General features: G+C 28.9%; 19 protein-coding genes. 11 read left to right on the plus strand and 8 right to left on the minus strand.

Going from position 1 to position 25862, the window contains the following annotated elements:
• Window positions 1-4622: 4622 nt before the first annotated feature.
• Window positions 4623-5111 (minus strand): DUF2299 domain-containing protein, encoded by a 489-nt coding sequence (locus EJ01_RS03975; RefSeq protein WP_048082175.1) that lies wholly within the window; start codon window positions 5109-5111, stop codon window positions 4623-4625.
• A gap of 1760 nt (window positions 5112-6871) precedes the next feature.
• Here EJ01_RS03975 and EJ01_RS03980 point away from each other — a divergent pair.
• On the plus strand, window positions 6872-7798 hold the full coding sequence (locus EJ01_RS03980; RefSeq protein WP_048082176.1) for a cobalamin biosynthesis protein: 927 nt from the start codon (window positions 6872-6874) through the stop codon (window positions 7796-7798).
• A 445-nt stretch (window positions 7799-8243) separates the two neighbouring features.
• Here the strand turns inward: EJ01_RS03980 and EJ01_RS03985 are convergent, their stop codons facing one another.
• Window positions 8244-8891, minus strand: a complete 648-nt coding sequence (locus EJ01_RS03985; protein WP_048082177.1) for a potassium channel family protein — start codon at window positions 8889-8891, stop codon at window positions 8244-8246.
• A gap of 397 nt (window positions 8892-9288) precedes the next feature.
• The gene (locus EJ01_RS03990) at window positions 9289-9675 is read right to left on the minus strand and encodes a hypothetical protein (protein ID WP_048082178.1); all 387 of its coding nucleotides are present in this window, start codon (window positions 9673-9675) and stop codon (window positions 9289-9291) included.
• A 265-nt stretch (window positions 9676-9940) separates the two neighbouring features.
• Here EJ01_RS03990 and EJ01_RS03995 point away from each other — a divergent pair, with 265 nt between their 5' ends.
• The 5 genes from EJ01_RS03995 to EJ01_RS04015 all read left to right on the plus strand — a co-directional run bounded on the left by EJ01_RS03995 (window position 9941) and on the right by EJ01_RS04015 (window position 14532).
• Window positions 9941-10165 (plus strand): hypothetical protein, encoded by a 225-nt coding sequence (locus EJ01_RS03995; protein ID WP_048082179.1) that lies wholly within the window; start codon window positions 9941-9943, stop codon window positions 10163-10165.
• Window positions 10141-10821 carry a CPBP family intramembrane glutamic endopeptidase gene (locus EJ01_RS04000; protein ID WP_048082180.1) on the plus strand — a complete coding sequence of 227 codons (681 nt, stop codon included), beginning with the start codon at window positions 10141-10143 and terminating at the stop codon, window positions 10819-10821. The genes EJ01_RS03995 and EJ01_RS04000 overlap by 25 nt, the downstream gene beginning before the upstream one ends.
• A 517-nt stretch (window positions 10822-11338) precedes the next feature.
• Window positions 11339-12334, plus strand: coding sequence for a cobalt-precorrin 5A hydrolase (locus EJ01_RS04005; RefSeq protein WP_048082181.1), 996 nt, complete (start codon window positions 11339-11341; stop codon window positions 12332-12334).
• Between the two features lie 202 nt (window positions 12335-12536).
• The gene (locus tag EJ01_RS04010) at window positions 12537-12791 is read left to right on the plus strand and encodes a UPF0147 family protein (RefSeq protein WP_048082182.1); all 255 of its coding nucleotides are present in this window, start codon (window positions 12537-12539) and stop codon (window positions 12789-12791) included.
• Between the two features lie 886 nt (window positions 12792-13677).
• The gene (locus EJ01_RS04015; protein ID WP_048082183.1) at window positions 13678-14532 is read left to right on the plus strand and encodes a hypothetical protein; all 855 of its coding nucleotides are present in this window, start codon (window positions 13678-13680) and stop codon (window positions 14530-14532) included.
• Between the two features lie 192 nt (window positions 14533-14724).
• Here the strand turns inward: EJ01_RS04015 and EJ01_RS04020 are convergent, their stop codons facing one another.
• Together EJ01_RS04020 and EJ01_RS04025 are read right to left on the minus strand one after the other, a co-directional pair.
• Window positions 14725-15324 (minus strand): class II aldolase/adducin family protein, encoded by a 600-nt coding sequence (locus EJ01_RS04020; RefSeq protein WP_048082184.1) that lies wholly within the window; start codon window positions 15322-15324, stop codon window positions 14725-14727.
• A gap of 104 nt (window positions 15325-15428) precedes the next feature.
• Entirely contained in the window at window positions 15429-16922 is a 1494-nt protein-coding gene (locus EJ01_RS04025; RefSeq protein WP_048082185.1) for a DNA-directed DNA polymerase II small subunit, read from the minus strand.
• A 147-nt stretch (window positions 16923-17069) separates the two neighbouring features.
• On the opposite strand from EJ01_RS04025, the gene EJ01_RS04030 reads away from it, so the two are divergent.
• The 4 genes from EJ01_RS04030 (at window position 17070) to EJ01_RS04045 (ending at window position 20397) form a co-directional block, all read left to right on the plus strand.
• On the plus strand, window positions 17070-17588 hold the full coding sequence (locus EJ01_RS04030; protein ID WP_048082186.1) for a hypothetical protein: 519 nt from the start codon (window positions 17070-17072) through the stop codon (window positions 17586-17588).
• 82 nt (window positions 17589-17670) lie between these two features.
• Window positions 17671-18732, plus strand: a complete 1062-nt coding sequence (gene cobJ / locus EJ01_RS04035) for a precorrin-3B C(17)-methyltransferase (RefSeq protein WP_048082187.1) — start codon at window positions 17671-17673, stop codon at window positions 18730-18732.
• Between the two features lie 616 nt (window positions 18733-19348).
• The gene (locus EJ01_RS04040; protein WP_048082188.1) at window positions 19349-19696 is read left to right on the plus strand and encodes a DUF488 domain-containing protein; all 348 of its coding nucleotides are present in this window, start codon (window positions 19349-19351) and stop codon (window positions 19694-19696) included.
• A gap of 62 nt (window positions 19697-19758) precedes the next feature.
• Window positions 19759-20397, plus strand: a complete 639-nt coding sequence (locus tag EJ01_RS04045) for a hypothetical protein (protein WP_048082189.1) — start codon at window positions 19759-19761, stop codon at window positions 20395-20397.
• Window positions 20398-20868: 471 nt separating this feature from the next.
• On the opposite strand, the gene dapF is transcribed toward EJ01_RS04045, so the two are convergent.
• The 3 genes from dapF to EJ01_RS04060 all read right to left on the minus strand — a co-directional run bounded on the left by dapF (window position 20869) and on the right by EJ01_RS04060 (window position 24784).
• On the minus strand, window positions 20869-21738 hold the full coding sequence (dapF, locus tag EJ01_RS04050) for a diaminopimelate epimerase (RefSeq protein WP_157197628.1): 870 nt from the start codon (window positions 21736-21738) through the stop codon (window positions 20869-20871).
• Window positions 21739-22012: 274 nt separating this feature from the next.
• Complete coding sequence (gene lysA / locus EJ01_RS04055; RefSeq protein WP_048192859.1) at window positions 22013-23299, minus strand: diaminopimelate decarboxylase; 1287 nt, start codon at window positions 23297-23299, stop codon at window positions 22013-22015.
• 309 nt (window positions 23300-23608) lie between these two features.
• Complete coding sequence (locus tag EJ01_RS04060) at window positions 23609-24784, minus strand: acetylornithine transaminase (protein ID WP_048082191.1); 1176 nt, start codon at window positions 24782-24784, stop codon at window positions 23609-23611.
• A gap of 437 nt (window positions 24785-25221) precedes the next feature.
• Between EJ01_RS04060 and EJ01_RS04065 the strand changes: the two genes are divergently transcribed.
• Window positions 25222-25647 (plus strand): peptidylprolyl isomerase, encoded by a 426-nt coding sequence (locus tag EJ01_RS04065; RefSeq protein ID WP_048082192.1) that lies wholly within the window; start codon window positions 25222-25224, stop codon window positions 25645-25647.
• The last annotated feature ends 215 nt before the right edge of the window (window positions 25648-25862 follow it).

The raw sequence follows: 25862 nt of genomic DNA on the forward strand, positions 1-25862 counted from the left end.
AAACTACTCTAAGTGTAATTTGGAGAATATAGAATCTAATTGAAGTAAATCTAAACTACTCTAAGTGTATCTAAGAATATAAAATCAATTAAAACAGGTCTAACTATTCTAAAAATATTTAATAGTATAAAATCAGTTAAAGTAAAGCTAAACTATTCTAAAGGTATTTAATAGTATAAAATCAGTTAAAGTAAAGCTAAACTATTCTAAAGGTATTTAAGAATATGAAATTGTTAAATTAAAAAAATCAAATTTAATAATATTTTAAAGATAGTTTAACAGTCTAAAATTAAATTATAAAAGACTAAAATTAATTTAATGTCACAGCATTATTAAATCAAAGAAATTAAATTTAATAATACGTTAAAAGTAATTTAATAGCATAAAATTAAATTTAATAGTATTTTAAAAGTAATTTAAGGTATAACATTATTAAAATGAAAAAATCAAATTTAATAATGTTTTAAAGGTAATTTAATGGTTTAAAACTAGATTAAAAAGATTAAGTGAATTTAAGAGTATAAAATATATTAAACTAAATCTAAACTATTTGATGATATTTAATGGTATAAAATTTAAATTGAAGTAAATTTAAACTATTTTAAGTGTATTTACTAGTATAATGTCATTAAAGTAAATAAATTAAGTTTAATAATATTTTAAAGGTAACTTAATGGTCTAAAACTAGATTATAAAAGATTAAAAATAATTCTAAAGAGATAATTTAAAGATATAAAAATTATCAAATAAATTTAATACTGTTATTAGAACAATTTAAGGGTATAAAATCAATTAAAGTAAATTTAGCACTTTTTTAATTAATTAAAGTAGTTAAATTAATTAACGTAAAACATACCAGTTCAAGTTTAATTCAAAATTATAATCAAATACCAGTGTTATTTCAAATAATTCAAAATTATGAACAGATTATAATTAGATCTATATTAATTTAAGTATAATTAAAAATTTGGAACTGATTGAATTACATCAGTGTTAATTTAAGTATAATACCAAAATTACAAGCTAATTAAGAAAATATACAACATTTTTGAGTTTAGTTCAGGATTATAACTTAATTAAATTAAATACCAGTACCAGTTCAAGTGTAACTCAAAATTAGGGATCTATTTAAAATACATCAATATTACAAATATAATTCAAAATTATAAATCAATTAAAGTTTAACATCTAGTTTAAATGTAATTTAAAGTTATTTAAATCAATTAATGTAAAATATACCTTTTCAAGCTAACTAAAACTAATTAAAACATTTATATACTATTTAAAGTCTAACTTAAAAATAAAAACTAATTAAACATATTTTAATAACTTTAATTTAAAATTATAAACTTAATAAACACATCTGTAATATTTAAAGTCTAATTTAAGAATATTAGAAATTTAAACATATTATAATAAATATAAATGCTATTAAAAGTATAATTTTGGATTATGAATCAATTAAAAATATTAGTACTGCTTCAAGTCTAATTCTAAGTTATAAAGCATTTGAATATATTAATAATGCTATATATGTAGCTTTAAAGTGCATATAAGTTGGATATATTAATTAATAAAAAATGTACTAATATGATATATTAGCTAATTTTAACTATAATTCAAAATTATAAAGCAGTTAAAATAAATATCAGTAGTATTTCAAGTGTAAATTAGATATAAAATTAATGAGTATTTAATTAAATAGATAAAGTTAACAACAGGTAATATTTCACAGTTTCCTGTAAATTTCTGTGCAAGTTTAACATCTCCTTCTTTTGATTTTACACAGTTTTAAAGAAGAATACTTTATTTTAGTTGAAGTACAACCATAAAAACAGTTTAGATATAATTAAATTAAAAATAGTCCACTTTAAAAGTTTTAATTTGCTAATTGATACTCATGAACTGATGATATCTTACTTTATTTCTAATTTAATAATTAAAATATACGTGAAATTTATGATATTTCACTTTATTTCTGGTTTTTAGTATTAATGTGACTTTAAATATTCCAAGTGTAACTCAAAATTAGAAATGTATAAAAATAAACAGCAGAAGTACAATTTAACCTGAAGCAGAACTATAATGCAAAGACACTATAATCAAATAAACATAAGTTGCAGATACCAGTAGCCTTTCCAGTGTAAATATATATCTAAACTAATGTGAGCAGTAGTATTTCAACTGTAATTTTAAAATAGTAAATTTAGCATGATTTACAATAGTTAAATTAAATATATCAAATTTAACTCAATTTTATGTTTAAATAGTATTTAAGCCTATTTTTTTATAATACACTTGTAACAGTTAAAATATAGGAAATAAAGCATTTTAAATGTTTTAAAATTGATTTATTAATATTTAGAAATAAAACAAAATTTTTAAAGCTTTTTAATTAGGGTATAATCATAAAAACAGCTTAAGTATAATTAAATTAAAAATAATTGCTTTAAAAGTTCTAATTTATTAATTAATATATAGTAATTAAAAATATTTTATATTCAATGATTATTTAAGCCATATTTGAATATTTTAAGCATATTACAACTTTATTAAAAGTATAAATGTCAAATATAAGTTTAATAAGAGAAAATAAGTGTAAATACATTTGATATAAATTGAAATATATCTGGAAATATTTCAATTTAATGAAAACAAATTAGTTCTTGCTGTTAATTAGTAGTTACACTTGCAGTCATTGTGGCAATTAAAAGTACTAAGACATAATCTAAATAATTAGTGATAATACAGGATTATTATATTTTTTAGATTATTACAACATATATTTCAAGTGTAAAACTGTAATAAAATCATTATAACTAATAAAGTTATATTTCAAGTGTAAATATAGCTGGGTATTGTATTATATACTTAATAATCAAATTTTAGGTGTAAAATGTAATATGCTTGTTATAATTTGAAAATACATAAAATTTACTGATTATAGATTATATAAAGCTTAATTTCATTCCTTTATACTGAATATTTATGTATAAAATCAGAATAGGTAAATTACAAAACTATTGATTGGATCTATGTAGTTTTAACAGTAGATACAATTTATAATGATTTTAATATCAATTTGAAAAATTACCTTTTAAATTTTAAAAATAATTCAAATTATTAAAATTGATATCATGATAAACCATATATTAAACATAAAAATAAATTAGAGTTTTTAAAATTTATAGCTGTTATTTAAAGTTTATTATGGCCTGAAAATAGATTTAAATTTGTTATATAATATTAATTTCTTAATTAATTCTTTAAATCGGATAAAAATAGATATAAATAATGTCTCATCAATGTTTAATTTAAATGTCCTATAAAATTAAATGATTTATTCTATTATCTACTATAAAAAACTTTATATTAAAATCACTGCTTATATTTTACTTTTATATCCTAAAATAAATAAAACTACGAAACGGTACTTTTGTCATTAAAGATATATTAACTTTACTTATTGATATTATAACCTGTAAATCATTATAAATTAAATACCTGAAATATTATTTATAATTAAAAAATCAGTTAAAATGAATTTAAATGTTTTTTTTACATAGATCTTTAAATAACATATATTTCAACTGTAAATAAGTATTTTCCATTAAAAAGGTAATAATTTAATATTTTGATATAAAAACCATAGTAAAGCTTGATAAATATAATTTAAATAGGATATTTAATCTTAATTTGTTTAGTATGAATGTTTATATAATTTAAACGGTTTGAATAAATTTATTAAGATTTATTGACTCTATATTGTGTCTTAATCAAATTTTTTACCTTAAAATAAATATAAAAGGTATTTTTATGACTTAAATTAATAATTAAAGAAGATATACTGAAATTTACATTTTTTTTAAAGTAGTTTTATGAAAAAAAGATATTAAAACCAATAAAAAATTTTTACTTTACAAAGCTTATTTTATAATACACTTGAAATGCATGTCTTACTTACTAAAAATTAATTTTTGAGAAATTATTTACACTTGAAATGCATGTCTTGCTTTGTAATATGCGATCTAAAAAATAATTTTCATTTTTTGTATTTGTTTTCAGTGTTGGATTTCTCTTAAAACAGTTATGTTTCAAGTGTATTTTGTTAAGTATGTGTTTCAATGTTTAAAATTTAGATTTAATCTTTTAATAAAATGTTCATGAATATAATTTAAATTTCAGATTGTTTATAATCTTTTAACCATAAACTTGATTGTATTTTTTGTTTTTATACCTTAAACTTGTTTTATTTTGACTACAATTTCAACTGTATTAAAATTTAAAAATTAACTTATTTTGATGTTTTTTTATTCTGATCTATCCATTTCATGATAAGTAATAGATTGCTACCTTTGTTTTATTATTTAAGTTAGTAAATAGTTTCATGACATCTATTTCAAGTGTAATATCTGTTTTAATTTTTGTTGCAATACTTCTTGTTGATTGTATGTTTATACAGTAAAAAACCAGAAAAAATACATAAATCATGTATTTATAAGTTTTATAGTAATATTTTAACTTATAAATACATATAAATGATTATAATTAAGTTATAATTATATAAAACGCGCTAAAATCAAAATAAAAAGTTTATATCTCTTAAAAAATGAATTTAAGAGTTATACATACATGTTATCCTGCTGAATACTTCCTTGACTCTCTTCGCCAAGTCCGAATTCTCTCTGTATTTTCCAGATTCCCTGTAACTTGGCCCTGAAGATCTTTTTTACAGTTGAAATTAACCTGTCCTTGTTCAATCCATCTTCAAAAATTTCTTCTGTAATTACAAAATTCTGTAAAATATTGTCTGGATGCTGCAGCTGGAAATCAACGAACTGATTATTTAAAAGAAACCTTATATCCCAGATAAATTCTTCTCTTTTTTTACTAGATAATTTTTTAATCTCAGTTTGATGTTCTGGACTTACATTAGTTGCACATGCAATTAAAACCATGTCATCTTTTCCTTTTGGCTGAATAATGTCCAGAACATGGCCTTCAGGGTAATTTATCATGAAGTGAAAATTTGTATTGTCATCAGGAACTTTTTGTCTGAAGAGACCTTCATCAGAGAGCCATTTTTGAACTTTACTTTCAATTTTTGACATTTTTTAACACCTACTTGCGTTTCAAGTGTAACTTGTACTTTAATAGTATACTCATATTTAATCCATGCTTAAAAAATCTATTTATTATATTAAAATTTGTATAATGAAATTTTTTAGAAAAAGTAACCTAAAATTTGTCTTTTTATAAAATTTTTAGTAAAAAAATAATTTATTTAAATTTTTCATTTTTATTTACTATAACCTTTATTTCAAGTGTAAAAACGATATAAATTTGTTAAAATTGGCTTAGTTACCTTTCAAGTGTAAGTTTAGCTTTTTGTAATTTCAACATGTAAACTTCAATTTATAGTTAAAAAGCAATAATGAGTAATAAAATGGATTTGAACAGCTTCTTTTTAAGCGTATTGAACATGTTAAAGTAAATAGAGTCGCGTTTCAAGTGTAAAATCATTGTAAACATGTTAAAATTAGCTTAGTTATTTTTCAAGTGTAAAGTCATTATGCATCTGTTGAAATTAGTTTAGTTATTTTTCAAGTGTAAAATCATTATACATTTGTTAAAATTAGTTTAGTTATTTTTCAAGTGTAAGTTCAATCTCTTTGTTATATTTAACACATAAATACTAATTTTAAGTATAAATCAACAAAAATAATCAAAATTAGGGTGAGTAGATACATTTCAAGTGTAATATTCTAAAATATAACATTTAAAATTATTTAAATAATGTTTAAAGTGTTAAAATTAACATTATTATAAATTTAGCGCTTAGAGTCAAGTTTAAAATGTAAATTTAGCTTTTTTATCATGTTTGACATATAAATATACTTTTTAACTTTAAATGAAGGAAATATGTTGTAATTACTTTAAATAGATATATTTTAAGTGTAATATCTTAAAATACAACATTTAATCATTTAAACCGTGTTTAAAGTAGTAAAATTATTAATAGTATCAATTTAGCGCTTAGAGTTAAGTTTCAAGTGTAAATCGATAAAAGTTATTAATATTAATTTGCATAGGCACGTTTCAAGTGTAAAATTTAACTATACGACTTTTAAAATTATTAGGCTTAAGTTTAAAGTGTAAATTTAATATTTTTATCAATTTATGTACTTAACAGTTGTATTTAAAGTATAAATCAAAAAATTTATTGTTTTATGCTAAATAGATTGATTTCAAGTGTAAATTTTAAAATATATAACTCTTAAAATTAGTTCAGTTAAATTTAAGTGTAAATTCAAATGTTTTATTGAATTCTGTAACTAACAGTTGTATTTCAAGTGTAAATCAATAAAATTTTAGGAGAATTATGTTAAATAGATAATTTCAAGTGAAAACTACGTTTGAATTTAATAAAATGAATTATATTTCAGTGTTAGTAAACATGTCAAATCACAGAGGCAGTTTCAAGTACAAATTTACACTTGAAATGCATGTTATGCTCTCTAAATCTTGCAATATGTTAATTTAACAATTTAGAATAATGACAGAGTTTTTCATCGTATCCCGCTTCACAATTCACTTTTTTCCTCTGAAACTCCACCAGATCTTGTATTAAAAAGGGAAATTTAAATCGTGAAATCATAATAATGGAGTTTTCTATAATTTGAGCCTTGTGGAAAAGTTTGAAGAAATTAAATATTTCATGGTTCAAGTGTAATGTTTAGGGTAACTACATGAAGTTTAAAAATAATTTCATAAATACATGATAATTTTTACAGAGCTGTAATTTATTTAACAATAATTTCATCTATCTTTAGTTATAACATCTTATTTAACAATGGCCTAGAGGAATTCAATGTATCTTCAACTAACTATATTCATAATCATAATTGCAATAGTCATCGATGTCATATTTGGAGAATTACCTGCAAAAATACACCCTGTAGTCTGGATGGGGAAATTGATAGATTTTTTAAGTGGATATCTCACCAGCTACAGAAGTAAAATTTCCGGAATAATTTTAACATTCCTGGTTGTAATCATTTTTACACTTGCAACCTATGTCTTACTCCATCTGTCAGCATTCAATTACATACTATACATTTTGATTTCTTCTATAATTTTATCGACTACATTTGCAATTAAGGTCCTATTAACTTCTGCAGAAAATATGAAAAATGATATAGATCATAATATTGAAAAAGCGAGACAATCAATGTCTTTTCTTGTAAGCAGGAATACAATGGAACTTAATGAAGAAGATCTGGTATCTGCAACAATAGAAACGCTCACTGAAAACATTACAGATTCTATTATAGCTCCCCTGTTTTATGCATTTATATTTGGAGTTCCGGGGGCTGTTGTGTACCGAGTTATAAATACACTTGATGCCATGGTGGGCTACAAAACACCTGAAAAGATAAAAATAGGATGGTTTTCTGCAAAGTCAGATGATGTCTTGAATTTTATACCTGCAAGGATTACAGGGGTCTTTATTGTAATTGCAGCTGTGTTTTTAAGGTTAAACTGGAAAAATGCATATAATATAATGAGAAGAGATGCAAGAAAACCAGAAAGCCCAAATTCAGGATTTTCTATGGCTGCAGCAGCTGGTGCTCTTGATATTAAACTTGAAAAAATAGGTTATTATGAGATAGGGGATGAATTAAGCCCATTAACAACTGAAAAAATTACAGAAGCAGTTTCACTGTCTAAAATAACGGTTTTATTATTTATTTTAGTTGCATCTGTTTTATTTGGGATTTTTACAGTTTTGATATGATTTATGGATTCATTTGTTTGTGAATTGTAATCCATTTATTATTTAGATTCTTTGCTATACTCCTTTCACATATTTATGATTTTTTAAGAGTATACTGTAATTAATTAACCTGATATCTTATTTTTATCTTCTTTTGAGAATGTATTTTAATTTTTAATGATTTTAGCTTGAATATATTTATATACAAATTTTTAAAGTAAATATCTGAATTATTATTTTTTATTAATAAGTATATTTATGATTATATTGGGCAATTTACTATATGCTCCATGAATTTTATAAAAAAGAAGCCAGAAAAAAGAAGTTTATAATGATAATATGGTATGTTTTCATTTTATACATTGGATTTTATGACTTGTTTAAAAGTTTAGGCATTAATGTATTTAATCATTTATTTTAACTCATTTAACCTTATTAAATCATATTTAAATGTATATCATCTTTTTTATGTGAATAAATCTATAACTTTTTTTATAGACCCTGTTTTTGCAAGGATCGAGATTTTAAATCCTCTTTCAAGGACAGTATCCATCATTGGAATTGTTATCTTCCCATTTTCATGCAAGGACACTATGATATAGTCCTTGGTTGGACTTATATCACCTATTTTTTTACCAATAACTTTGTTATTTTCTACACTAACATCAAGTAATTCTGCGTCCCCTTTCCCTAAAACAACAAGATCTGCTATTTTTGGCCGTAATATTATTTTTTCAAGGTAACTGGCCGCAGTAAGCTCAGGACTTATCGCAAAATCAATACCTGCATTTTTAAATGCTTTTGCATGGGTATGATCGCTTATTCTGGTGATAATTTTAGAAACATTGTAATCTTTAACAAGAATGCATGCCAGCAGGTTTGTTTCATCATTTCCAGTGGCTGCCACAAAAACATCTGCACTTTTTATATCTGCTTCTTCAAGTGTCTTTGTATCGGTGCCGTTACCACAGATAATCATAGCATCCAATTCTGAAGCAGCTTTTGAGCATAATTCTTCGTTATTTTCAATGAGTGTAACGTCCTGCCCATCTGAAATTAAAAAGGATGATAAGTTAAGTCCTACTCTTCCCCCGCCCATTACTATTACGTACATGGATACACCAAGATATAATTCTAAATAAATCTCGATTGTGAATTTTTATTTACCATTACCCATACGCTTTTCTTAGCTAAGTATTAAATTTATTTGCAGATGTAATATATTTTACTCTTTTCTATATTTGAAAAAAGTTTCAAAGAAGACTATTTAAGATTATTAATAGGGTTAATTTTAATTTTACCTATTTATTCATGTTTATATGATATATATGGTTTAATTTTTGAAAAAATAGAATATATAATAAATAAATTAAAATTATGATGGTATTAGTTAATTATTTTAAAAATTAAGTTGTTATAAAGCATATAAATAAGCATTCCTTGAGATTTATATCTTATTAATGGCAATTACTTAATTTTTACGAGTTTAAAAAAATAAAAATTTAGAATGGTTAAGATGTCATTGATCTTAACACATATTTAAAATAGGAGAAATAGAACTTGTAAACGCTCCAAGAAGTGTAGATATATTTTGTATTATATGAATTACCCCAGTCAGTACGTTGAAGAACAGTCATTTTGATTTTATTAGATGAAGGCTTAGTTAAATCAATCTGCAACTTTCCATCCTTCCCATTCTTATATTTAATATAAACATAGGTTCTATAATGAGATGCACTAATTTTGTAAGTAACATATGTCATAGACCCATAACAATGAAATTTAGTGCTGTACACATTATGCGTGTTTTTATCTACTGATGTAGCTGCTGATGCAGGAGAAGCTAAAAGTAAACCTGCAATTAGCAAAATTCCAACTATTAATATTTTTTGTTTCATAATACATCCCCCTTCAATAACAATATTTTTAACAAGTCATATTTAAATTTTTATTAATTAGAGCATAAATGAGCAAATAAATTTAAAAAAAATATTTATTAGGCTTCTTTTAATTATAATTATTTAAATTTTTTTTAATTCATCACAAATAAGATTAAAATGCATGTTATTTATTATGAAATGCTTAATATTAGTGAATTTATGTAAGAAAAGTTTATTTAAGAGATAATTCAATATTTGGTTTGCTAATAAAAGGTGATATATAATGGAAACATTTCTTGATCAAGCTCGTAAAGGTAAAACAAGTTTAATAAGGTATATTATTGGAATATTTATTATTTATTTTTTTATTTATATTGTTGGCGCTGCAGTACAGTTCATCGTTGCAATGGCCTTTGGATCATCAGTTAATCTTGGAACACTTAACATCAGTTCAATCACCCGCTGGCCTATTTTGTGGTTACCATGTGTCCTGCAATTTGTGGAATAATTGGAGTGTTCATAAGCGTCCGTTATGTGCATCAAAGACCATTTTCTACACTTATAACTCCCTTTAAAAATATCAACGTGAAGCCTATTCTTTATGGCTTTGGATTTTTTTTACTGCTTTTAATCCTTTCAGATGTTCTTTTATATGGATTGAATTCATCAAACATCCAGTTTAACGGTAATAATATTTCACAGTTCTTATACTTCCTGCCGTTCATCTTGGTGCTGATACCACTTCAAACTACTAGCGAAGAGCTCACTTACAGAGGCTACTGGATGCAGGGAACCGGGCTATTAACCAGAAATTTTTTAGTGCTAGCACTGATAAACGGTATTTTATTCCTGTTACCCCATATAGTAAACCCTGAAATCAGTGCAGGTGGAATTCTAGCAATGGTTTATTATGTAGTAGTTGGATTCTCCTTAGCATTTATCACTCTTAAAAGCGGAACACTAGAGCTAGCTATTGGTATGCATGCTGCTAATAATATCTATGAATCAGCTATTATTCATCCTCAAGCTTCAATTCTGCAAACACCATCGCTATTTACCCAGGCAGCAATAGATCCTGCTTATGAACTCATAAGTATTGCAGTCATAATGATGATATTTTATTTAGTAACATTCCGGGTTAAACCTGAATGGAAAAGGTGTTAAACCTTTTTTCTATTCATTATGCAATTAATTTAATTTTCATTTTTTGCAGCTTTTATTGTGTTTTATTAATCTAAAAAAAGGATAAATAGCCGTTTATACATTTTTTACGTTCAATAGTAATATTACAACCGGTATAATTTTGATTTTAAAAAATGAATGGGGTCATGTCCTTGAAAAACGTGATCCATAATAGATTACTCGCTTATAGCTGATATTCAGCAGCGTTTTCTAAATATTTCAGCTCCAGCCCGATTAACATCAATAAGCCCATAAAATTTAGTGGAATATGCTTTATTTTTGTCAATTTCGATTAAACTTTCCTGTACTTTTAAAAATTTAGATTAATGTTATAATAAATTAAACTGCTATTTAAATTCAAAACGAAGCATATCATGAAATTTTAAAGTGGTATGACTTCACTCTATACCAAACAATATTTTAATGTAGAAAACTTATTTTATATATGATATCTGTTTAGAAGTTACATTTTAATTAAAGTAAAACCGGAGATTTTTCTTTGAAAATTGCTATAATCACCATAACCACGAATTCTCAGGATATTGCGTCTAAAATCAGGGAAAATCTTGCAGATGATCCTACAATAACTGGTGTGGATATATTCCATAAAAATGTTAAAAAGACATTACAATCTGTATTCAGCAAATATGATTGTATAATTGGCATAATGGCATCTGGAATTATGGTAAGAAATATCTGCGGATTACTTGAAAATAAACTGGAAGATCCTGCAGTCCTGGTCATGGACGACGCTGGAAAACATGTTATAAGCTTACTTTCAGGTCATTTTGGCGGTGCCAATGAAATTACAAAGAAAATTGCAGAAATTACGGGTGCTGATCCAGTTATAACAACAGCTACAGATGTACATGGCAAATTAGGGATAGATTCACTTGCAAAAAAATATTATCTGGATATTGAAAATCCTGGAGGAATAAAAAGTATAAATTCTGCTTTGGTCCAGGGGGAATTTCCTGAACTGCTGGTTCCATTAAGGTTTAATTTTGTTTCAGATGATCCACAGGTTAAATCTTCTTATAATTTAGTTGAGTCTGGTGAAAATAATTTTAAAGTGTTATTTGGAGATACTGAAATTATTTTAAAACCTAAAAAGTTTGCAGTTGGTATAGGTGCACGAAGAGATATTTCAAAAGAAAATGTTGAAGGTGCAATTACAAGTGCAATGAATACTCTCAATTTACCAGTTGCAAGAATAGATGTAATTTCAACAGGTGAAATGAAAAGGAATGAGGAGGGTATAATTGAAGTGGTTTCTGAATTTAACATACCCCTTGAAATAATTCCTTTAGATGAATTAAAAAAATTTAACTATGATGGATATTCAAAATCATCATTTGTTAAGAAAAAATTTGGTATTTATGGAGTTTGTGAGCCTGTTGCTTTAATAACTGCTGGAGGAAATTCTAGGCTTGTATTAAAGAAAACATCATTTAATGGGGTTACTGTAGCCATTGCTGTGGCTTCTAAAGGCTAAAAAGTTAAATTTATGTCAGTATAAAGTAAGTTGTATTATTTTCTATATGAAGTTCATAGGGGAAATCTTAAATTTTTCAAATTCAAATAGAAACAGGTGAATTATTGAAATACCAAAAGGTTTTTAGTTTATCAAATATAAAAAATAATAGTTAGATTATTTTATGAATTCTTTTATCTAAAAATATTATGGAGGTCACATTATGAATGAAGAGGCATTTGATCGTGTTAATCAGATATTACAACATATAATGGAAGATACAAGCGTTCCTAGGAATATTAGGAGAGCAGCAGAAGAATCTAAGGATATATTGGCAAAAGATGATGAAGAACCTACTATCCGTGCAAGTACTGTAATTTCAATACTTGACGAAATTAGTAATGATCCAAATATTCCAATACATGCAAGAACCCTTATATGGAATGTTTTAAGCGAACTAGAGTCTGTTAGAGACTGAATTTAATTTTAAATAAATATTAACTTAATTTAGCTACTTTTGATTGATGTCAGCATAGGTAACTTACCGTTATTTTCAGCTGATATTTTCTCAAAACTTTCTTTTTTAGATATATGCTGTTTTCACTTTTAATTTTTAGTTTAAGTGAATTATTTATCTTTTAAACATTGTAACTCTCTAATTAACTTAATAATCTAATTTAAGGTAATTTACTTATTTTTTGATAATATGGGCTAAGTTGATAAAATAAATTAATTAACTTAATCTAATTTAAGATAATATGTTTTTTTGAATAATATTGTAATGTTAAAAGTAAATTAAGGTTTTAGAAGGCATTGTAAATTAATTATTTTATCTAGTTTAAGTCCAAATTTGGGCTTTATTTTACTATTTGTCAGTGTATTTTGTCTGACTTGGGCTTTATTTTACTATTTGTCAGTGTATTTTGTCTGAAAATAGGCTTATTTTACTGTTTTTGTTAGTATTTAATCTTAGATTTGGACTTTATTCTACTAATTTCTGTCAAATATTTAATCCAATTTAGGTTTATTCTACTTTCATATATTAGTCCAAAATTTAGACTTTATTTTAAATAATTCTTGTCCTATTGGTCCAAATTTTAGACTTTATTTTGCTAGTTCATGCCAATATATTTAATTCAAATTTTGGATAATATGACTTTGTTTCTATTTATTCAGTTATAGCAATATTAATTTTGTAAAATGATCTTATATAAATCTTATTTGTCACTTAAGAGCAATATTGCCTTAATGGAACAATTAATAGACGTTAATACGCCGTTAAAATAGTTAAGATTATATACTATGAAACTTATTAATCAAAATCATGAATTGTTATAATTGGATGTGATGATGTGAAAGTGTTAATGGCAATTTTTCTTGTAATCTTGATGATAGGAGTGGCACCGGCATTTGCAGTAGATTCTCCTGTAGATCAGCAAACCGTCGCTTCTACAGCAGTTAAACAAACCAATAATGATATTAAAGGTATATCTCAAGTATTAAACTCATCTAATAATGATAGGGTAACATTTGATGTTTCAGATCCAGAAGATGAAGATAGCGGTTATATTGATGGATATGACGATGATGGTAACTATATTGGCAATTATACAGTGATAGATCCATCAGATTTAGAATGTATATCGGATGATCAGCCGGATGAAACTGATAATTACGCCGTTAGTTCATTTAATATCCCTGGCGAAGATATTGAATACATAGATGAACCAGATAGCAATAATATGGTTGAATCCGCAAGTATGGATGAATTTGATGATATAGGTAATGATTTGTTGGAAATATTAGATACTGTTGATGAAGACGCTGGTTATCTGGATGAACTTGATGTATCAAGTCCGTCAGATGAAGATAATTTCGATGAGTTAAACGCAGATGATCAGCTTGATGAAGATGAATATGGCATGTTCACGGAATTAAGTATTGAATTTGGATATGATGGTTCCTATGATATAGATCAATTAAATGAGAGTCAAGATAATGATGTAAATGAATTAGATAATGGTAATTGTACTGTAATTGATTCATCAGATGTTCCATTATCTGAAGATACATCGCAGATAAGTACAAATGTATCCACCAATTGTAAACCCCTAATTGTAACCATTGTTAATGGTTTGTGTGGAGTAGTACAGGCAACGCTAGAAAAATTAGGTAATGTATGTATGATATTGGGAAATGAGCTTGAAACAATATTCTAGGTCCTAACTATTGTATATCACAGATTCACCCGTCATTACTACGAAAGATAGGATATCTAGGTTGAAAGCGAATTCCATACCAAACAAAAAAAAAACATGACTTAATTAACTCCACATGGCAGAGAACTTTCTCCGTTCTCTGCCTTATTTTTAATAAATTTAAAATGAAAAAATCTTGAATCAATTTTAAAATTAGACTGATATATCAGAATTTAAACTTAAAGTGTGGGCAATATACTGTATTTTAGCAATATCTTCTATAAATTCCGCAAGAAGAGTTGCTTCATCAAGATTAACACCTGCAGCAACTGTTCCATGATTTTTCAGTACCACTGCATCGTTGTCTTTCATCATGAAAGCAGTGTCTTTAGCAAGTTCTCCGCTTCCTGGTGCTGAATACTTCACGTATGGAATATAAGGAGTTTCAATAGGTCCAAATCCTTCCAATCTTTTTAATTTTTTGCCTGACATTGAAAAACCAGTTGCAAATGGCGAATGTGAATGTACAATACTATTTATGTCATTTCTTTCCCTATAGATTCCAAGGTGCAGAAAAGTCTCCATAGATGGTTTTTTATCTCCCTCAAGCATATTTCCATCCATATCTATTATAATAATATCGTCTGATTCCACGTTTCTTTTGGCAATACCGCTTCTTGTAATTGCAACTTTTGATATTCCTTCTTCATAAAATCTACAGCTTATATTTCCAGATTTTCCAGGTACAAGACCCTTTTTGTAAACATAATGTGAAGTATCAACTAATCCTTTTATAATTAGATTTTTATCCATTTAAATCACTTGAATATAATGTCTTTTTATTTATAATTTATTAATTAGCTATTTTAAAAATGTAGTCAATGAAAATAATAAATTTATGTGAAGTTATTTCACATTTAAGCAAATTTTAATAGTTTAAATGATCCTTTATGTATCACGGGGACTTCTGCACATGTTGGCACGATGTTGTAGATTTTCTGAAACTCTGTTTGGGATTGAAAAGTCCCTGAATTTATCAGATGAATGCCTTTATGTCTTTTATATGCATTAATATGCACATGCCCTGTATGGAATATATCTGGAACTTCTTTTATGACGAGATGGTCTTCATATTCCGATGCAAGGGGGGTTCTTTCCCCATATATGGGTGCTAAATGCCTTTTTTCTATCAGTTCAGTCATTACCAAATCTGTCCGCTGGTGGGAAAACCCTTTAACAGACATAGCCATGTCATCAAAGCTTCTTCCGTGATATATGAGTGTATTGATCCCGTCTAAACTTACAACTCCGGGATTACTTACAAATTCTGCATTTTTAAGTTCATAAAGTGACTTTGCGTATGTTTCTGGAAGCGCAGGCTGTGGCTCAGCTAATCTTACTGCATCGTGGTTTCCAGGGGATATTATTATTTTAATGTCGCTTCGAACATCTCCAAGAAGTCTTGCAGCTTCGTCGTACTGTTCATAAATATCTTTTATAGTGAGTTCTTTTTCCTGGTTTGGGTATATACCAATTCCATCAACTGTATCTCCACCTAAAACTAGATATTTAACATCGTTGGCGATTTCCTGCTGGTTATCATCACCAAAATCTCCGTTTATCCATTTTATAAATCTATTAAATGCATCTTCAAGAAAAGTAGAACTGCCTATGTGGACATCAGAAATAAAAACTGCTCCAAAATCCATTGGTTTTTCATCGATTCTGGGAACTCCTGGCTGTATAATATCTGAAGCTATTACTAATGTTCCTTTTTTACTTCCAATTATACCAATAACTTCATCTCTTACAATTTTCTCAGCTTTTTCATAGAGCTGACCGCTTTCATTATGTACAAGAACACTAATACTTCCAGTTTCATCTTCTAATTCTATTATTTTATGACTGTTTTTGGTATTTTTGATGTCATTTACCATTCCTATTATTTTGATGACTTCTTCGTTCTTACCTATTCTATTAATAGGGCGGTGATCCTTTAATTCCCTTCTTTTATTTAAAATATTATGTAATTGTTCATATCTGCTGTTAAAATAAGTGATAAAGTCCTTAACTTCCCCGCTTGTATATGATTTTTTAGTGGTATCCTGGATCACGTGAAAATCAAATGGCCTTCCAGTTTGGAATTTACTCTGGGAGACCGTAGTGGGATTTATATCCACATTTTCAGGGATAATCTCACTGTTTATTTCTCCTTTTAAACCATTTTTTTCTAGATATTGATCCAGAATATCTTCAGTTAAAACAATTATATTCTGATTAGAGTATACTAGATCCTCTATTAATGATTCTGTGAATTCAATAGAATTTTCTTGAGTTATTATGCGTTCATATGCTTTATCGTTTATCAAAATGTTGGCATTGGTGAACTTTAAAATGATATCATCGCTCATGACTACCCCGTGCAAAGCTTTTTGTATGTATATTTATAACATCATATTATAATATTAATCTAATTTAACTCACAAAACTAAGTTAATCAATTTTAAAAATTCATGTTAAGAAAGTATACTAAAATAAATTATTTAAGGTGATAAAATTTGCCAAGGATTATAAAATTTATATTTTTCCTATTACTCTTCGGGATAATTTTTGAAGCAGGACTTTTAAGCTCGTATACTATAGTAACTTCCCAACCCCCCGATGTTGGAAAAGTCATAGATATGCAGGTCAGTAAACTAACTGCTATTTGGGACAGTATAGGCATAGGTTCAAAAGTAAGCATCGCTAAAACATACAACGTTACAAACGTAGATCCGGTTTCACAGGCTCTTAAAAGCAAAACTCAGCTTGATGGAATTAATATTGACACAATATCTGCCATAATAGTTAGCTCAAGCGGCGGTAACGTAAATGTGACTATTTCAGCAACAGGGTATAAGGAAAATGAAACAACTGCAAATAGTTCCAATACTGCTTTTACAAGTGGACAAATAGTAATAAGTCCAAGCGCAACCTATAATTTGACTGCAACAGCAACTGGAGAGCAGAAAACAAAAGGTATAGCAGTGGATGTTAACACAATCAGGATAACATCACTTAAGCAAATAAAATCTTAAAATAGAATGATTAGTTTAAGTTAAAGCTTAAACTAACTATATTTTTTATAAAGAATAATTAATTTTTTAACATGGTGATTCGATGATCAGCGTTATAGGCATAGGACCTTCCAGAGAAGACATGAGTATAAGGGCTTTAAATGCAATTAAGAACTGCGAAGTTATAATCGCTTATAAAGCTTACATAAAACCCATAGAAGACCTGCTCGATGGGAAAGAAATAATTAAAAAGGGAATGGGCGATGAAATAGAACGAGCTGAAATAGCCATACAAAAGTCAAGGGAAGGTAAGAATGTTGCAATTATAAGTTCTGGAGATCCCGGCGTATTTGGAATGGGAAATGTTATTTTTCAATTAATTGGCAAGTACAGTGACATTGAAGTGGAAGTTATACCGGGTGTAACTGCAGCAACCTTTGCAGCGTCCAAACTCGGAGCACCTCTCCACGATTTTGCAGTTATAAGTTTAAGTGATATTTTAACCCCATTATCTGAAATAAAAAGAAAAGTAGAGTTTGCATCAAAAGGGGACTTTGTAATTGCCATATACAATCCAAAGAGTAAAACAAGGAAAGAACCATTTAATGAAGCTTACAGGGTCTTACTTGAAAACAAAAAACCATCTACTCCTGTTGGGATAGTGAAAAGTGGAGATAATGGAGTAGATACTACAGTAACAACACTTGGAGAACTTAAAAATCATGAAATAAACATGTCTACAACTGTAATTATTGGAAATTCCATGACTTATGTTCAGGATGGATATATGATAACTCCAAGGGGTTATATGATCCGATCAGATATACATCCACTTTCAAAAGAATTTTATGAGCACTTTTTAGAGGGCGAAATAGTTGAAGGTCCTAATTTAGAATGTGAATATTATCCATGTCATGAAGAGGGACAGAGCTGTACTTTCTGTTACTGTCCATTTTATCCATGTGGAGATAGTTCTACGGGGGGCAAATGGATAAAAGATAAAGGAGTCTGGAGCTGCCAGGACTGCACATGGATCCATGAGGATAAAGTAGTTAAATGTATCCTGGAGAAATTCCCCGAAATTGTTAAAGAAGTAGATGACCTTAAAAAAAGAAAAAAGGATCTCTTGAAGTTAAGAAGGGAATGCATTCAAAGGGTAGGATAATTTAACATATATTACCTTTTTATTTTTGATTCAGTATTTTTAAAATTGAATTTTTTTTGTTTACTTGCCTTAAATAAAGTAAAAGCTAATTTACCACTCGTTTTGTTTAAATTTTAGTTATATGCCATGTAGTTTTTAAGTTATATTTCATTTTTTATATTTTTATAGAATTCTTCTTGGAGATATAAGAGTCAATTAGAGGGTTTAAATCCTTCTATTTTAAATATACCAACTTCACCATGTTTAAGTGTCACAAAAAAGATTAAAAATTTTGATACAACAAAAACGAAGTTTTTATCAGTTTCAATTTTTTGGAGTCAAAACTATAAAGTTTTGACAGTTTTTGAAACACAAAAATTCTTTGAATTTTTGACTGCCGTCGAAAAATTAAAACTTGCAAAACCGAAGGTTTTGTGCTCCAAAAAACTTTCGGTTTTTTGAGAGATTTTTCGATACGTCAAAATCAGAGATTTTGACAGTTTTTCGTGCCACAAAAATTCTCCGAATTTTTGACTGCCGTCGAAAAATTTTCAATTTTTCGGGCGTCAAAACTATGAAGTTTTGACAGTTAAAAAAACTTATTATTAATTTTAACCATAGTATTAAAAGTGATAAAATGATAAAGATAAAAAGGGTGTATGAGTCATCCAGTGAGAATGATGGATTTAGAATTCTTGTTGACAGAATCTGGCCTAGGGGAGTATCCAAGGAAAAGGCTGATCTAGATGCTTGGATGAAAGAGATTGCACCAACCAATGATCTAAGAAAATGGTTTTCGCATGACCCTAAGAAGTGGAACGAATTTGAAAATAGGTATAAAAACGAACTAAAAAACAAAAGTGAGCTAATTAATGAAATAAAGGATATAGAAAAAGATAAAGGTAAAGTAACTTTAATTTACTCTGCAAAAGATAAAGAGCACAATAATGCAGTTGTGCTTGAGCATACACTCAGAAAATTATAGTTATTTTAATATAAAAAATCAAAATTTTTCTGTTTCTTTACCTGTAGCTTGTTGGTGATATCATGAGTGAAAAAATATTGATAACAAATCTTAAAAGTAAAAATAATATTCAAGATGCGGTGTCTGAAGTTAAACCTGATAGGATGATAATTGTATCATCCAAAAAGGCGAAATTCAGAGATTTTGAGGTTAAAACGGATTATATGAAGATAAAAAATCGATTTGAAGATATTATCCATAAAGCTAATGCAATTTTAAATGATGAAGATGATTTTTCAATTATAGTTAGGCCAGATAGAACTGGTGTGTATCTTTTATGGCTTGCCCAAATGCGTTCTTTAAATCCAACATATGTACTAAGCCATGGAGAACTTCAGCAGCTTCCTATCATCCCTGCAGGTGCGCTTGGTGAGAAAGAGAGTGAAATATTAAAATTAGCTGATTGTCATGGATTTATTGACTCTAAATCTATTAATAAAGAATTTGGGATTACTGAAGACAGTGCAAAAGAGTACTTAAAGAAATTATCTGATGTAGGAATTTTAAAGTACTTTGAAACAAAAGAATTTGAAGCAGGCGAGGAGAAAGCACATGCTTATTACAGTACAGACCTTTTAGAAAAAGGAAAAGAGACCGAAGACTTTTATCTAATGACAGAACTTGGAAGAATAATGGTTTACATGGCATTAACCAGTGAATAATCTATTAAAATACACACTAAAATAAACATTAAGGCTAGATTTAAGTATCTGGATTAAAAATCTTCAAATAAAAAAATAAATCAAAAATTAGTGAATTTAATTATCTAAAATTAAAGGATAAGAGCTTTTGTCTAATTAAAGCTCAATTTCCATAATTTTAATAGGCAATAAAAATCCTCAAAAAATTCTATGAATTTTTTGGGACCTACAAAATCTTCGATTTTGCGGTTCAAGAAACGTAGTTTCTTTCAACCTCAAACGCGAAGCGTTTGAGCATGCAAAACCAGGGGTTTTGCGGTTACGGAGCTATGCCCCGTAAAAATTGGAAATCAAAGATTTCCAAAGGTTAGAAAATGCAGAGCAGACAAACACAAAGTGTTTGTTGCCTGCAAAACCTTCAGTTTTGCGGTTCGGGAAACGAAATTTCCCTTAACGTCAAAAACCTGTGATTTTTGACAGCATTTTCTAAAATTAAATATTAAGTTCCATTTCCCCGTCGAAGACTAAGACGGCATCCCCTTCCATGAATGCGCCTAAAGTTTCACTATTTTCATAGACATTTATTTTAAGATCTCCACCAGGAAGATGTACCAGGACATCGTTATCGAGTTTTCCAAGTTTAAATCCAGCTAATACGCAGGAAGTAGCTCCAGTACCGCATGCAAATGTTACGCCAGCGCCACGCTCCCATGTAATCATGTCTATTTCGTTTTTACTTAATATTTTCACGAAATGTACGTTTATTTTCTGTGGAAATGCCTCATGTGCTTCAATTACAGGACCCATTTCATTTAGAGGCACATCATCAAGATTATCAGTAAATATTACAGCATGAGGATTTCCAACGCTTACTGCACTCATTTTAAGCGGATTTCCACCTACAACTAATTCGTCATCAAGAAACTCTTCTTTATCACTTGTCATTGGAATTTCCGATGTTTTGAAGGTTGCGTTACCCATATTAACTTTTGAAGATGCCACTTTTCCATCTTCGATAGTTAACTCTACTTTTTTAGTTCCGCCGAGTGTTTCAACATCTATATTTTCTTTATTTATAACCCCTTTATCATATACAAACTTGGAAAAACACCTTATTCCATTTCCACACATTTCAGCTTCAGAACCATCTGAATTAAAGATTCTAAACCATATGTCTTCAGATGCAGATGGAGTAACGAATATAACTCCGTCAGCTCCAATTGAAAAACCGCGTCTGCAGATTTCTGCTGTAATTTCTGGTTTTTTGTCCTCTGGAATAATTTCTTCCTTTGTTTCATCGATTACAATGTAATCGTTTCCAAGTCCGTGCATTTTTGAAAATTTAATTTTTTTTAAACTCATTACTAAGGCCTCGTTGATTAATAAGATTTTGTTTTTAGTTTTCCTGGATAGATACCTGTTTTTTGAAAGCTTAAGAAATATTTATTTTAAACCCCTAAAGACAGGTTTTTGAAGCGTTAATTTAAGTTATGGTGCGTAACGCATTTCATAGTCTTTATTTTAAAAGTTTCATAATAATTGTACATTAATTTAAGTCTCGGGTGCTTCCTAACTCATGTACCTACTTTAAAAGCTTTACAATATTGTCTTTTAATTAATGTACAGTAATCTGTGTCTATTTTAAAAGCCTTACAGGCACATTCTGTTTTGCAAGGACATCTGCAAAGGTTTCCCTCTCCCTTATAACTTCGCTTTCACCGTCAGTTACAAGCACTTCCGCGGTTTTTGGGCGTGAATTGTACTGTGATGACATTGAAAATCCATATGCTCCCGCATTTAAGATCGCAAGTACATCTCCTTCTTCAATTTCAGGCAGTGGTCTGTCCCTTGCAAATAAATCTCCAGATTCACATACATTTCCAGCAATGTCTATATTCTGGGTAGCTTCTGCTTCTGGCTTGTTTGCAACCACGATGTGATGATATGAACCGTACATTGAAGGACGTAGAAGTGTGTTAAAACCAGCATCTACACCTGCAAATTTCCTGTAGCTCTGTTTTATGGTATTTACTTTTGTAAGGAGTGTTGAAGCGTTTCCAACGATATATCTGCCTGGTTCGAGGTACATTGTAGGTTTTCCGAGGTTGTACTCATTTAATTTGTTTTTAAAGAGTCCTACAATTTCTTTTGAAAAGTGGTCTATGTCAAGTTTGTTTTCATGTGGCTCGTATGGAATTCCAAGTCCGCCACCGAAGTCTATAAATTCAAATTTAACTCCTGCTTCTTCGTGTACTTTTCCTGTAATGTCCATAAGGGTTTCGACTGCGAGCATGAATGGTTCAGGGTCAAGTATTCCAGATCCTATGTGGGTATGAATTCCGACAGGTGTAAATCCGAGATCTTGTGCTAAGCTGTAAACATCTGCTGCTTCTTTTTCCATAACACCGAACTTAGATAGTTCACCACCGGTTATGCAGTGTTCGTGGTGTCCAGCACCTACCATTGGGTTTACCCTGAATGATATCCTGACTTTTTCAGGGTCTGTTAATTTTGAAAGCCTTTTAAGGGCTGAAATTGAATCCAGGTTGATTGTAACACCTGATGATACTGCGAATTTAAGTTCTTCATCAGTAACGTTGTTCCCTGTGTATAAGATCCTTTCAGGTTCAAATCCTGCAAGGAGTGAGGTATACACTTCTCCAGGGGACACTGCATCAATACAGCTTCCTTCCTGTTCCAGTATTCTCATTACTGCAAGGTTTGTATTAGCTTTACAGGCGTAAAATATCTTAAAGTCTTCGTACTGGCTGGAAAATGCGTTGTACAGCCTGTTGTAATTATCCCTTATTTTCATCTCGTCTATAACGTAAAGAGGGGTGTCATATTTTTCTGTGAGTTCTACAGCATCTGCTCCACCGATGCTTAAATTTCCTTTTTCATTTGTTTTAAGATCAAATTGCATCATAAATCTCTCCATTTCCCAAAAACTTGTTTTTGGGCGCAAATTATCAACTATGATTTTTATGCAAGAAAAATTCAAAGCATTTCTAGCTTTGATTTGCAATATCAAAACTTTCAGTTTTGATAACTTCGATTTTGGAATTCCAAAAAAGAAGTAAACATTAAATTTATTCTCTTCTTACTATAAAAAGTGTTTTATGTTGAGGTTGAAAAAATGGAAAATTCAGTGGAATTTATGATATTTATTGAAAAATATTGTTTTAAAAATAGATACTGTAGAACAAAAGTTAAAAATGGAAATAATCCATTTTTAAGAAAGATCACTTAAAATAGTCTCTAAAACACATGTAACAGTGTCTATCTGACCTTTATCTATGTTAAGCGGCGGTACAAACCTTAAAACATTGCCTGCTGTACAGTTTATAAGAATACCCTGGTCTCTGGCAGTGGTCACGATATCTGAACAGTCAATGTCAATTTCCATTCCTATCATTAGGCCTTCACCACGCACATCTTCTACAATGCCGTACAGTTTTTTCTGTTCATTGAGTTTGTATTTAAGGTATTCTCCCATTTCTTTTGCTTTCTGAGTGAGGTTTTCTTCAATTATGGTTTCAATACTGGCTTTTGCAGCTGCACATGCAAGTGGGTTTCCACCGAAGGTTGCTGCGTGGTCTCCGGGTTCAAATGCGTCTGCTACTTCTTTCTGTGCGAGTACACCCCCTATGGGGAACCCTCCACCTAAAGCCTTAGCAACGGTAGTTATGTCTGGAGTTACACCGAAAAGGTCGGATGCAAACATTTCTCCAGTCCTTCCAAACCCAGTCTGCACTTCGTCGAAGATCAGGAGAACATCATTTTCATCACAGAGCTCTTTAAGTTCTTTTAAATAACTTTCTGGAGGTACTATAACTCCTCCTTCGCCCTGTATTGGCTCAACTAGAACTGCAGCTGTGTCATCAGTTATGGTTTCTGAAACTGCTTCAATATCACCAAAAGGAACATGTGTAAATCCTGGAGATAATGGTTCGAATCCCTTTTTGTATTTATGCTGGCCTGTAGCTGTAATCATGGCGAGGGTTCGCCCGTGGAATGAGTTTTCCATGGCAATTATTTCGCCGTTTCCTGTAAATTTCCGTGCAAGTTTCACGGCCCCTTCGTTTGCTTCTGCACCGCTGTTACAGAAGAATGCTTTGTCATGCGGAGAAACCTCTGTAAGTAATTTGGCTAATTCTACCTGCTCCTGTGTATAATAGATATTGGAGCAGTGAATCATCTTTTTAGCCTGGTTACATATGGCCTCTACAACCTTTGGATGTGAATGTCCTACGTTGTTTACGGCAATCCCTGCAAAACAGTCAATATATGTTTTACCTTCCACGTCCCAAACCACAGATCCCTGTCCCTTTGCAAGGGCTAAAGGATACCGTCCATATGTTTGCATGACGTATTCTTTATCTAAAGCCATAATTTCTTCCGTATTCATTAAATCACCTTTGTAATCAAAAACCCTCGAAAAATCTCTGATTTTTCGGGGCACCAAAAAATACTCCGCAAATCCTACGGATTTTCGAGAGATTTTTTGAGTGAGTATAAAATTTTATTATCTAATTGAAATTTATTTTACCAAATTAATTTGTTCTGTGCACTATTAAATCATCCGGAAAATTTGGAAATTTATGGATTTAAAAAATTAAACAGATTTTAAATTAAGCAGTATCATTTTTTTAAGTACATTTTAAAGACTAAATGTAGTTAAGTTCATATATTATATGATAAAATATTTATCTCAATATCTCGTCAAACATTAGTGTTAATGAGTTACCCGAAAGTATCCTTGAATTGGAATTACTTTCTAAAAATTGAATTTATACTTTTTAAAACTTCTTACTTGATTATAAATTAATCGATGGTGAAAAAAAAATGAAAAAAGCAATAATTGAAACTGATAAAGGGAATATAGAACTTGTACTTTTTGATAAAGAAGCTCCAAATACAGTAGCTAACTTTGAAAAGCTTGCAAAAGAAGGATTTTACAATGGTCTGACATTCCACAGGGTGATTCCTAATTTTGTCATCCAGGGTGGATGTCCTAAAGGAAATGGAACTGGTGGACCGGGTTACACTATAAAATGTGAAATAAACCCTCACAAACACGGTGCAGGGGCTCTTTCCATGGCTCACGCAGGTAAAGACACAGGCGGCAGTCAGTTTTTCATTACCCATTCTCCACAGCCGCACCTTGACGGAGTACACACTGTTTTTGGTAAAGTCGTTAAAGGAATGGATGTTGTAAACAAAATAAAACAGAACGACGTAATGAATAAGGTTACTGTCTTTGACGAATAACTTTATTTCAATTACTTTTTATTTTAAGATAATTAGACCTCTTATAAGTATTTAGAACGTGAATTTATTTGTTTTGATTGATTTTAGCGCGATTAATGGATAATATGTTTTTAAATATAAATAAATGGTTGAATTTTAAAGGATCAGCATGTTCAAAAAATTTATTAGAAACTTATTATATAAAATAAAGTTAAATAGAGCCTTATTTCATATTC

This window comes from Methanobacterium veterum (assembly GCF_000745485.1).
GTDB lineage: Archaea > Methanobacteriota > Methanobacteria > Methanobacteriales > Methanobacteriaceae > Methanobacterium_D > Methanobacterium_D veterum.